Source organism: Veillonella parvula (assembly GCF_018378075.1).
Lineage (GTDB): Bacteria > Bacillota > Negativicutes > Veillonellales > Veillonellaceae > Veillonella > Veillonella parvula_K.
Genome location: NZ_JAGZYE010000001.1, coordinates 377,586 through 390,098, shown reverse-complemented (window position 1 = coordinate 390,098; position 12,513 = coordinate 377,586). Strand labels below are relative to the sequence as shown.

The 12,513-nt window shown below is 38.2% G+C and carries 8 protein-coding genes; 7 read left to right on the top strand and 1 reads right to left on the bottom strand.

The annotated features are described in order from the left end of the window. The first annotated feature begins 20 nt into the window (after positions 1–20). The 5 genes from KH286_RS01850 to trmFO all read left to right on the top strand — a co-directional run bounded on the left by KH286_RS01850 (position 21) and on the right by trmFO (position 7,142). On the top strand, positions 21–419 hold the full coding sequence (locus tag KH286_RS01850) for a YraN family protein (protein ID WP_004696986.1): 399 nt from the start codon (positions 21–23) through the stop codon (positions 417–419). Between the two features lie 12 nt (positions 420–431). Next, positions 432–2,138 (top strand): YifB family Mg chelatase-like AAA ATPase, encoded by a 1,707-nt coding sequence (locus KH286_RS01845; protein WP_004697347.1) that lies wholly within the window; start codon positions 432–434, stop codon positions 2,136–2,138. A gap of 106 nt (positions 2,139–2,244) precedes the next feature. Next, entirely contained in the window at positions 2,245–3,471 is a 1,227-nt protein-coding gene (gene dprA / locus KH286_RS01840) for a DNA-processing protein DprA (protein WP_004697297.1), read from the top strand. Further along, positions 3,461–5,794, top strand: coding sequence for a type I DNA topoisomerase (gene topA, locus KH286_RS01835; RefSeq protein WP_004697212.1), 2,334 nt, complete (start codon positions 3,461–3,463; stop codon positions 5,792–5,794). The genes dprA and topA overlap by 11 nt, the downstream gene beginning before the upstream one ends. A gap of 31 nt (positions 5,795–5,825) precedes the next feature. Further along, a complete protein-coding gene (gene trmFO / locus KH286_RS01830) occupies positions 5,826–7,142 on the top strand; it encodes a methylenetetrahydrofolate--tRNA-(uracil(54)-C(5))-methyltransferase (FADH(2)-oxidizing) TrmFO (protein ID WP_101928296.1) in 1,317 nt (438 codons plus the stop codon). Positions 7,143–7,258: 116 nt separating this feature from the next. Here the strand turns inward: trmFO and lgt are convergent, their stop codons facing one another. After that, positions 7,259–8,083 (bottom strand): prolipoprotein diacylglyceryl transferase, encoded by an 825-nt coding sequence (lgt, locus tag KH286_RS01825; RefSeq protein WP_004697043.1) that lies wholly within the window; start codon positions 8,081–8,083, stop codon positions 7,259–7,261. A gap of 156 nt (positions 8,084–8,239) precedes the next feature. Between lgt and KH286_RS01820 the strand changes: the two genes are divergently transcribed. Continuing rightward, positions 8,240–9,922 (top strand): glycosyl hydrolase family 18 protein, encoded by a 1,683-nt coding sequence (locus KH286_RS01820; protein WP_278617548.1) that lies wholly within the window; start codon positions 8,240–8,242, stop codon positions 9,920–9,922. 90 nt (positions 9,923–10,012) lie between these two features. Further along, the gene (leuS, locus tag KH286_RS01815; RefSeq protein ID WP_004697073.1) at positions 10,013–12,481 is read left to right on the top strand and encodes a leucine--tRNA ligase; all 2,469 of its coding nucleotides are present in this window, start codon (positions 10,013–10,015) and stop codon (positions 12,479–12,481) included. Positions 12,482–12,513: the final 32 nt, after the last annotated feature.

Below are 12,513 nucleotides of genomic sequence, written 5' to 3'. Positions count from 1 at the left end.
CACCTTATTAGGAGGTATATATGAAAACGATTAGTACTGGTAAAGCTTTTAATGAACTCGATTCAAAAGAACTGGGCAAATGGGGAGAACGAGTAGCTACCAATTATATTGAAAAAATGGGACTTACAGTAGTAGATACAAATTATCGAACCCGTTTAGGCGAAATAGACATCATTGCTAAACGTGATTTAGTCTATCATTTTATAGAGATTAAAGCTCGCCGAGGTATGCAACATGGACTAGCACGTGAGGCAGTTACCAAGAAAAAACAAAAGCATATTAAACGAGCTGCTATGTTGTTTCTATATGATCTTAATCAAAAAAAGCGCCGTTGGAAGGAAATATCCTTTGATGTAATAGAGGTGTATTTACACGAAGACTTTCAAAGTTCTATTCATTATTTACCACAGTGTTTTTAGTGAGGTCTGTTTATGTACGCAAAATTATATGGAGCCACCTTGCACGGCATTGATGGATGCATCATTACTGTAGAGGTCGATATATCACAAGGTTTGCCGGTTTTTGATATCGTTGGTCTACCTAATCAATCGGTTAAAGAGGCTCGTGAACGAGTGCGAGCGGCCATTAAAAATAGTGGCTACGAATTTCCAATGAGACGTATCGTAGTCAATTTAGCACCTGCCACAATTCGTAAAAGTAGCGCTGGACTCGACTTAGCGATTGCTTTAGGGATTCTGCTTGCATCAGGACAGATAAAGGGGCGTAAAGCAAAGATTTCGGCTTTATTTGATAAGAGTCTGTTTATGGGAGAGTTAGCGTTAGATGGTTCGCTATTACCAACCTTTGGGACTTTAGCTATGTCGCTAGCAGGATTAGATGCTAACTATTCAAAAGTTTATACAAGTATTGAAAATAGTAAAGTGCTACAAGCTATTCCTAATTTAACCATATATGGTGGATCATCACTACAAGAAATTATTACTATTTTAGAGGAACAAATTAAGCCAAAGGTAGTTGATAAAAATAAACAAATAAGTATCAAAAAAGAAAAAGTAGATAAACACAATGCCAATAAATCAATTCTAGGGTCTTTAGAGTCTATGCCATTAACCGGAAGCAATGAAAATCTAGATACAATCAGTAAACCACAAGTAACTATGATTAGTAATAATTGTGTTGATACGTCTGTTACGGATGAAAGTATAACTATAAAGACTAATCAAACATATACAGTTGATTTTGGCGATGTACAAGGTCAAGAGTTAGGAAAACGAGCAATGCTCATCAGTGCTGCAGGTCATCATCATTGTATTATGATAGGACCTCCAGGTGGGGGTAAAACGATGATGGCCGAACGATTGCCGACCATATTGCCTCCTATGACTTGGAATGAAATCGTTGAAGTGAGTCGCATACAAGATGTAATAAGTTTGCTGGGCGATAATGGGCTAGTTACATCTAGACCTTTTAGACATCCTCATCATACGGCTACTTTAGCTAGTATGGTCGGTGGAGGAATACAGGGACGTCCTGGAGAGGTAACATTAGCTCATGGAGGCGTATTATTTATGGATGAAGCGCCTGAGTTTCAACGCCAAGTAATCGATGCATTACGACAGCCTTTAGAGTCTAGAACGATTACTATAAATCGGTCTCAAGGAAATTATATATATCCAGCTAATTTTATTTGTATTCTTGCGGCCAATCCTTGTCCTTGTGGGTATTACCATGATCCTCATAAGGAATGTGTCTGTACAGAAACGATGGTTAAAAACTATCAGCAACGGTTATCAGGGCCGATTATGGATCGTATTGATTTGCATATTCCCGTTGAGAGACCGACCCTTGAACAGCTGTTAGATACATCATCTTCAAATATGACGAGTGAAAGTATGAGACAACAAGTTATCATGGCCACTGCTATGCAACAGAAACGATATGAAGGTTTTGACTTTAATTCGAATGGAGCAGTTCCTCTTAAGGCAATTAGTGAACTATGCAATATTACAGATAAGGCTTGGAGTGTTTTAGGCAATATATTTGACCATTTTCATTTAAGTGGGCGAGCTTTTGATCGCATATTAAAGGTGGCTCGTACAATTGCTGATTTAGAAGAAAATCCAAAAGTAGAACCACATCATATTTCTGAAGCAATGTTATTTAGAACTGGCAAATAAAGTATTTATCTCATAAATTTAGTAGTTGTTTATTTGCCAAAAGTAGTTGTTTGATTCTATATAAAATTAATGATTATATACTTAGAAAGAATTACTAGGTGTTTATATGATTAGATACGATGACAATATTTATATTGCAGGATTACAAAGCTTATACAATGTTGGAGCCACATATGTAAGGCGTTTTATAGAGGATTTTGGATCCCCTTATGATGCGTGGCAAGCTATTAAGAATGTAGAAAACTTAAAATCTTATACATATATTTCTGCATCTGATAAACGTGCCATTTCAGCATCGGCTAAAGATGAAAAATTAGAGTATATTATCCATAAAGTAGACGAATACCAGATGGATTTTACTACCTTTTTAGACAAAGACTTTCCGTCTATCTTAAATCATATATACAATCCGCCAGCCATTTTATTTATGAGAGGTAATCGGGCACTCTTAGATGGACGATTAAATCGCATTGCTATTGTTGGAGCAAGGAGTTGCTCCTTATATGGACGGAATGTGGCGAGAATGCTCGGCAAAGAATTAGGTAAATACAGTACCATTATTGTTAGCGGTGGGGCCCGTGGTATAGACTCACATGGTCATGAAGGCCTTCTAGCTAGTCAGGGGTATGGAATCATTGTTATGGGTTGTGGTTTAGATATTACCTATCCTCGAGAAAATGCAAAATTATTTGATCGTATGTTACAAAATAATGGGTTACTTCTATCCGAATACCCGCCAGGTACACCGCCGTCCGCAAAACATTTCCCAGCACGGAATCGTATCATTAGTGGATTATGCAGAGGTGTTATCGTAGTGGAGGCCAAGTCTAGTAGTGGTTCTTTGATTACGGCAGATATGGCGGTTAGTGAAGGTCGAGATGTATTTGTGGTACCATGTAATCTATTAGACCATACGGCAGACGGAAATAAATTCTTAATGAAAAATGGTGCATATGTACTGACTGGTTATGAGGATATAGTTGAACAATATCATTTAACATTGCGGGAATATTTTTCTAGTGAACAAAAATTTTTACCAACAAGGAATAATGAAAATAAAGGTGTAAAAGATAGCGTTCAAATAGGGAATCATAGTCAAAGTGTTGATAGAAAAGGGTGCTCTATGTTAAGCTTTAATGTGGATAGGAGTGTAATATTGAGTGAAATACCTCATGATCGATGTATTACGGTTAGTGATATTTTGAAAGCTACTCGTATTCCATTACAACAACTACAGCCCTTATTACTAGAGTTAGAAATGGAAGGGGCTATAGAGAATCATCCGCCGAGAGGCTATATTAATATGACTAGGAGTGATATACTTGTCCATTAAACGATCTATCGTTATTGGCGAGCCGAAAGCAGCTAGTACTAGTAATGACACAAAAAAGAAAAATACTAAGAAAGAAAGTACTACGATAAAGCGTAAGGTAGCTAAGGAAGCCCTTACTCCAATGGGGATTGTACGGGATAAATCTGTACTACAAACTTCAGTGCCACCGGAGCAACGGGAACCTCGCGTATATAATCCTGATGGCAAAGTATTAGTAATCGTAGAGTCTCCTGCTAAATCTAAAACAATTGAAAAATTCTTAGGTCCCAACTACGTTGTAAAAGCGAGTATGGGCCATTTACGAGATTTGCCTAAATCTCAAATGGGCATCGATATAGAGCATGATTTCACGCCGCGCTATAGTAATTTGGTAACACGTAAAAAGGTTATTGATGAACTAGTTTCTTATGCTGATGAAAGCAGTGCCGTATTGCTCGCAACTGACCCTGACCGTGAAGGGGAAGCTATTTCTTGGCATTTAGCGTACATTCTAAATGTAGATCCTAAGTCTACATGTCGTATTACGTTTAATGAAATCACTAAAAATGCCGTAGCAGAGGCTTTGGAGGCTCCACGTACCATCGATATGAATATGGTAGATGCTCAACAAGCGCGCCGTGTATTAGATCGTATCGTAGGTTATAAATTGAGTCCATTACTTTGGAAAAAAGTATGTAAGGGTCTCAGTGCTGGTCGTGTACAATCTGTAGCAGTTCGACTCATCTGTGAACGAGAGCGCGAAATCCAAGCCTTCGAACCACAAGAATATTGGACCATTAAAGGTAATTTTGAAACACCTAAAAAAGAATCTTTCACAGCGGAGTTGACACATATTAAAGGCGAGAAAATCGATATTACTACTGAAAGCGATGCACAAGCGGTGGTTGATGCTATTGGCGGTGAAGATGCAGTAGTGACAAATATAGAAAAGCGCAAACGTTCTCGTAAAGCGGCCCCCCCGTTTACAACATCCACCTTGCAACAAGACGGCGTGCGTAAATTGAACTTTGGTGCTAAGCGTACGATGATGATCGCCCAACATTTATATGAAGGTTTAGAAATTGGCTCCTATGGCCACGTAGGTTTGATTACGTACATGCGTACAGATTCTACGCGTATCTCTAAAGAGATGCAAGTTATGGCTAAGGACTTTATTCTTCGTAACTATGGGGAGGAATATTATCCATCTAAACCAAATGTGTACGGTTCTAAAGGTTCTGCACAAGATGCGCATGAGGCGATTCGTCCTACATCTCTCGAGTTAACACCTAAAATGGTGGAACCATTCTTGAGTCGTGATGAACTTAAGCTATATACGTTGATTTGGAATCGCTTTATGGCGAGCCAAATGGCGCCTCAACAAAATGAATCCACAACGATTGAGTTGAATGTTAAAGATGACTATACCTTTAAAGCAACTGGCTCTCGTGTTATCTTCCCAGGTTTCAGTGCTGTTTATGAAGATGTGAAAAAAGAGGATGCACCTCAATTGCCAGCTCTGAAAAAAAATGATGCTGCCCATACGGTAGAGGTATTGCCTGAACAACATTTTACACAACCACCTCCACGTTACTCCGAGGCGAGTCTCATCAAGACATTAGAAGAACTTGGCATTGGTCGCCCTAGTACATATGCACCAATTCTAGATACTATCGTAAGCCGTAACTATGTGGAAAATACGAATAAACAATTCGTGCCTACTGAGCTAGGCTTTGTAGTGGTAGACTTCTTGATTACATATTTTGAAAAAATCATCAATACTGGCTTTACCCGTGATTTAGAAGAAGAACTTGATGCTATCGCATCTGGTAAGGATACGTATGTAAAAGTATTATCTGATTTCTACGAGGTCTTTGCGCAAGAACTAGAAGATGCAAGTGATGTAGAGCGCATTGAAATTGCATCTATGGAAAGCGATGAGATATGTGAACTCTGTCATAGTCCAATGGTATATAAATTTGGTCGCTATGGTAAGTTCTTAGCATGCTCTAATTTTCCAGAATGTAAAAACACAAAACCTATTACAGTGGGAACTGGGGTAATGTGTCCTAAATGTAAAAAAGGGGAAATCGTAGAACGTAAGTCTCGTCGCGGACGCATTTTCTATGGCTGTAATCGATACCCACAATGCGACTTTACACTATGGGATAAGCCAACTCATGATTTCTGTGAAACATGTGGTTCTATAATGGTTGAAAAGACATATAAAAATGGTACAGTTAAAAAGTTCTGTTCCAATGAAACTTGTCCGACTCGACCACCAAAGAAAACAAGAAAGAAAAAGAGCGAAGCTAGTGAAGAACCTGTAAAAGAATCTAAATAGTCTAGTAAAGCTAAAAAAGAGGAAACTACAAGTGAATAATAAAAATGTTATTGTTATTGGTGCAGGCCTTGCAGGCTCCGAAGCGGCTTGGCAACTCGCTAACCGAGATATTCATGTAGACTTATATGAAATGCGCCCTGTGAAGAGTTCTCCGGCGCACCAAACAGATCAATTTGCAGAGCTCGTATGTAGTAACTCGTTGCGCGCTGGTAATATTGAAAATGCGGTAGGCCTTTTGAAAGAAGAAATGCGTCGTTTAGGTTCTATCATTATGGAATGTGCCGATGCAACTGCTGTACCTGCCGGTGGTGCATTAGCCGTTGATCGTCATTTATTTAGTGAAATGGTGACTAAGAAGGTAAAGAGCCATCCTAATATTACAGTTCATCACGAAGAGGTAACTGAGATTCCTACAGAGGGAACTGTTATCTTTGCTTCTGGTCCACTTACGTCTGAAGCATTAGGAGATAAGATTAAAGCCTTAACTGGTGAAACAGGCTTTTACTTCTACGATGCTGCTGCACCTATCGTAACGGCTGAATCTTTAAACTACGATAAAGTTTTTGCTGCTTCTCGTTATGACAAAGGCGATGCGGATTATCTTAACTGTCCTATGACAGAAGAGGAATATAAAGCGTTCTGGAATGAGCTTACAACAGCTGAAGCCGTACAGCCAAAGGATTTTGAAAAAGAAATCTACTTTGAAGGTTGTATGCCCGTAGAAATCATGGCAAGCCGTGGTGAAGATACATTACGTTATGGACCATTAAAGCCTGTAGGCTTAGTGGATAAACGTACCAATGAGGAATCTTACGCAGTGGTACAATTGCGTAAGGAAAATAAGGAAGGCACCATGTTTAACTTGGTAGGCTTCCAAACTCATTTAAAATGGGGCGAACAAAAGCGTGTATTCGGTATGATTCCAGGACTCGAAAATGCAGAATTTGTTCGTTATGGTGTTATGCATCGCAATACATATATCAATTCTCCTGAACTATTAAATCACGCATTTCAACTAAAAAAAGAACCACGGCTATTCTTTGCTGGTCAAATGACAGGTGTAGAAGGCTACTTGGAGTCCGCTGCTAGCGGTCTCATGGTAGGTCTTCAAGTAGCTCGCTATTTAGAGGAAAAACCGTTTATTGAATTCCCTAAGACGACGGCTATTGGTTCTCTTAGTCACTATATTTCTAACTACGAAGGCTCTAACTTCCAACCAATGAATGTCAACTTTGGCATTATGGAGTCGTGGCCTCAAAAAGTACGTAAGAAAAAAGAAAAAAATGCACTGATTGCAAATCGTGCTTTAGAAGAACTTGATGCTCTAAAAGCTAAAGAAAATTTATAAGAAATATCCTTATAGAAAATAGCCATTTAAGAAATAGTTTTATTTCAAAAAATAGTAAAAGTCCTACATTCAATGGTAAAACCAATGAATGCAGGACTTTTCTTTTTATATGTAATTTATTTACGTTTTTTAGTTTTTACTGTTGGCTCTATAGTAACAAGTACTTTTTGATTTTTCTTTTCTAGATAGCCTAGATAGATGAATACACAGATACCGACAATGATAGCTATTAAACTCGTCATTTGAGCAGATTTTAGACCTAGCGTTACGTTTACGTAATCGCCACGTAAGAACTCTAAGAAAAAGCGAGCCGTAGAATAGAGAATAGCATATAGTACGAATACCTGACCCTTAGCATGCTTAAAAGATCCAAATAATAGAAGGACCACAAAGATAAGAATATCGATTTGACCTTCCCATACTTCGGCAGGCCATAGTGGTTGATTACCGTAGGTGCGGTAGGCAAGGGTACTTTCAGGATAGATAATACCATAATTACCGCCCGTAGGATGACCAAAAGCATCACCGTTTAAAAGGTTTGCCATACGACCTACGGATTGCGCCAAAATCAATGCAGGGGCAAATAAATCGGCAAAAGCCCAAAAGTCAATCTTGTTTTTACGAAGATACCAATAGCCCGCAATTGTGCCTAGTACTACGCCACCTTGAATGGCCATGCCTCCTTGCCAAACAAAGGGAATTTCCAATAAATGATTACCGTAATAATCCCAATCAAAGAAAAAGACATCCCATAGGCGAGCACCGATGAGACCAGCTACGGCAACAGTAATGGAAAAGTCGATGATGTGTTCATGCCAACCGCGGCCATCCTTTTTCAAAAGTACATAGGCAACAGAGGCACCACAGATGATAGCCAAAGCTAACATGGTACCATAGGCTCTAATAGGGAAGTCCCCTATGAAAAATAAATATTGATGCATACAAAACTCCTTATGTGATAATTTTTATTAGTACATAGATTAAATTATAAATTACATATATCCTTCATGCAAGAAAAGAGATGAACTATATATAATATGGTATAATATAGAAATTGGTATTGTATCCCAGTATGGGACCTAGAATTAGGAGAGTACATGATTCGTAAATCTATTATTATAAAATCGTTAACAGCTTTAGTAATGTCTGCATTATCTAGTACATTCGTACATGCAGAGGTATTGGTTCCTTTGGATCAATTTTTAGCCACTACTACACGACATTACGAAGTAAATCAATATAAAACAGCATATACCGTGTATGTTCCACAAAGTGAATTACAAGGTGAGAAGGTTGTTTTAAATCCTACAGCCGTAGGTGAACCTGTTAAATTGCCCATTACCAAAAAAGATGGTATATCCTATGTAGATATTGAGTCTGATCCAGCTATGCTAGGTGTTAGTTATACAAAAAATAATGGTCAACTTATTTTAGGCCCTGCACCAGAAGCATCTACGGTGAAAGCGCCTTATACATTGCAAACACCATTGGCGTGGGCTTTTGATCCATGGACAGCGGAGGGCGCTCCATATCAGGCAAAACTCAATACGAGTGGTGATAATATCATTTCTCCAAGTTGGTTTAAATTACATAGCTTAGGTTTAGAAGCAAGTCCAAATGTAAATATTGATTATGTGAAAGCGTATAAGGATAAAGGCTATCATATTTGGCCGTTAATTACTAATCGGTTTGACTCTAATTTTACAAGTGGTATTTTGTCGGATCAATCGGTATGGAAGAAATTTGCTCATAACCTTGTTCAATATGCCTATATATATGGGTTTGATGGTTATAACTTTGACTTTGAAAACATTAATTATGCTGATCGTGATCGTTTAACAACATTTGTAGCATATTTGTCTAATCATTTACATCAGTATAATATTAAAACTTCTATCGATGTGACTGGCTATTCTGATAGTCCAGAATGGTCATTAGTGTATAACCGTAAAGCTTTGGCAGATACAGTAGATTATGTAGTTCTTATGGCGTATGACGAAACTTGGGCTAAGAGTACTACTGCAGGTCCTGTTGCAAGTTATCCTTGGGTCCGTAGCCATACAGAAAGAATGCTATCTGAAGTTCCTTCTCAAAAGTTAATATTAGGCGTACCATTCTATATGCGCTTATGGCATGAAACGAATGGTTATGCAAAAAGCGAGACATTGACTATGAAGAATACAAGTAATTACTTTGCTAATTACAGAGATAAAATGACTTGGGACGATCGATTAAAGTTATACTATTTATCTATTCCAACAGCTTCTGGTTCAGATCGTATTTGGTTTGAAGATAATACATCGTTAGGCTTAAAACTTGATCTGGTAAAAGAATTACACCTTGGTGGGTTTGCAGCATGGCGTAAAGGGTTTGAAGATATTTCTACGATTACTATGATTCAAGAAAAAGACTTAGGACGTGGTATTCCTAAATCTCCTACAGCAGTTGTTCCTGAACCTGTAGTTCAAGAAGCTAAACCATTAACAAAGCTTGAACAATACAAATTACGCTTAGAAGAAAAAGAAAAAGAAAAAGCAGCTAAAGCGGAAGCAAAACGGAAAGCTAAAGAAGAGAAAGAAGCTGCTAAACGCAAAGCAAAAGAAGAAGTTGAAAAAGTAAAAGCTGAGAAAAAACGCTTAGAAGAAGAGGCTAAAGCTAGAAAAGAACACAATAAACAAACTGTTAAAGAGCAAAATGATTTATATACTAGTCATAGTTCTGATCAAAATACAAGCCCTAAAAATGATTTAATAAAAACTATTCAAGTCGTAAAACGCTAGTGTTTGACTGCTTTTACAGTACGTAGTAAAATAAAAATATTAATTATAAAATGGCAACCTATGAGGTTGACCATATGAGGAGGCCCCTACATGAACGAAAAGTATGTAGCCCAAGATATTGAAAAAAAGTGGCAACAGTATTGGGAAGATAACCATACATTTAAAACAGAATATGATGAATCTAAAGAAAAATACTATGTATTAGAAATGTTCCCGTACCCATCTGGTAACTTACACATGGGTCACGTGCGTAACTATTCCATCGGTGACGTAGTAGCTCGTTTCAAAAAAATGAAGGGCTTCAACGTGTTGCATCCAATGGGCTGGGACTCCTTTGGTATGCCTGCTGAAAATGCGGCTATCAAACATGGTATTGCACCTAAAACATGGACTCTTGATAATATCGAGAACATGAAATTACAACAAAAAGCTCTTGGTTTGTCCTACGATTGGGACCGTGAAGTAGCGACTTGCAAAGAAGATTACTATAAATGGACTCAATGGTTCTTCCAACAATTTTATAAAAAAGGCTTAGCGTACAAAAAAGAAGCTAAAGTAAACTGGTGTGAAACTTGTCATACTGTATTGGCAAACGAACAAGTCATCGATGGTGCTTGCTGGCGCTGTGATAACCCAGTTGAGAAAAAAGACTTGTCTCAATGGTTCTTGCGCATCACTGAATATGCAGATCGCTTGTTAACTGATTTGGATACTCTTGATCACTGGCCACAACGCGTTAAATTGATGCAAAAGAATTGGATTGGCCGCTCAGAAGGTACGGAGTTTTCCTTTGAAGTACCGTCTATTAATGAACGTGTATCTGTGTATACGACCCGTGTAGATACAATTTATGGCGTAAGCTATGTAGTACTGGCTCCTGAACATCCATATGTAGAACGCATTATTGAAAACGCTCCTAATAAAGCTGAATTAGAAGCTTTTATTACACGTATGCGGAATATGAGCGATATCGACCGTACATCTACAGAGGCACCTAAAGAAGGTATGTTCACAGGCTCTTATGCAGTAAACCCTATGTCTGGCGAACAAGTACCGGTTTGGATTGCTAACTATGTATTAGTAGACTACGGTACAGGCGCTGTAATGGGTTCTCCTGCACATGATGAACGTGACTGGGAATTTGCTCATAAATACGATTTGCCAATTAAACAGGTTGTAGCTTGTGAAGGCGAAGAATATAGCCTTGAAAAATGGCAAGAATGGTACCATGAAGATGGCATTCTAGTTAACTCTGGCGATTATAACGGCCAAACATCTGCAGAGGCTCGTAAAAATATTACAGCTGCTCTTAATGAACGCGGTATTGGTGAAGGTAAAGTAAACTTCCGCCTTCGTGACTGGTTGATTTCTCGTCAACGTTACTGGGGCGTGCCAATTCCTGTAGTATATTGTGAAAAATGTGGTGAACAACTCGTTCCTGAAGAAGAGTTGCCAGTACGCTTGCCAGAGAATGTTAAATTTGAATCTGGTGCCGTATCTCCATTAGCTACATCTGAAAGCTTCCTAAATACTACATGTCCTAAGTGTGGTGGCCCTGCACGTCGTGAAACAGATACAATGGATACATTTATCGATTCTTCTTGGTATTTCTTGCGCTATGCAGATGCTAAAAACGATCAAGCTCCATTCGATAAAAAAATCGCTAACTACTGGATGAATGTAGACCAATATATCGGTGGTATTGAACATGCTATCTTGCACTTGTTGTACTCTCGATTTTTTGTGAAAGTTATTCACGACTTAGGTCTTATCGAAGCTAACGAACCATTCCGAGGCTTATTGACGCAAGGTATGGTTCTTAAAGAAGGCAGCAAAATGTCTAAATCTAAAGGTAATGTAGTTTCTCCAGAAGAAATCATCAATACCTATGGTGCAGATACTGCTCGTTTGTTTATTCTATTCGCGGCTCCTGTCGATCGTGACCTTGATTGGTCTGATCAAGGTGTTGAAGGCTCTTACCGTTTCTTAGGTCGTGTATGGCGTATCATTGATGCGTATAACGAAGAAGCTAAGAAGAATGTAACCGGTGAACTTACAAAAGACGAATTCGGATTACGTCGTGAGTTACACCGTGTCATCAAAAAGGTTACGGAAGACTTAGATAATAATTTCAACTTTAATACAGCAATTTCTGCAATCATGGAACTTGTGAATGCTATGTACGCTCATAAGGACAAAGCAGAGACTATCAATAGCGCATTAGCAAATGAATTGACTCGTTCCTTATTGCTTCTTTTAGCGCCATTCGTTCCTCATATTACAGAAGAGTTATGGCATGAATTGGGTGAAGCTACATCCATTCATACTGAAAATTGGCCTGTATACGAAGAAGCTGCGCTTGTAGTAGATGAAGTAGAAGTAGTATTGCAAGTAAATGGTAAAGTTCGCGATAAACTTACTGTTTCCGTAAATATTACGAAAGAAGAATTAGAAACAATGGCTAAAGAGTCTAGCCGTGTTCAAGAGTTTACAGAAGGTAAAAACATTGTAAAAGTTATTTATGTACCAGGTAAACTTGTAAATATCGTTGTTAAATAAATATAAATGATGATATTTTTGGTTAATAATGT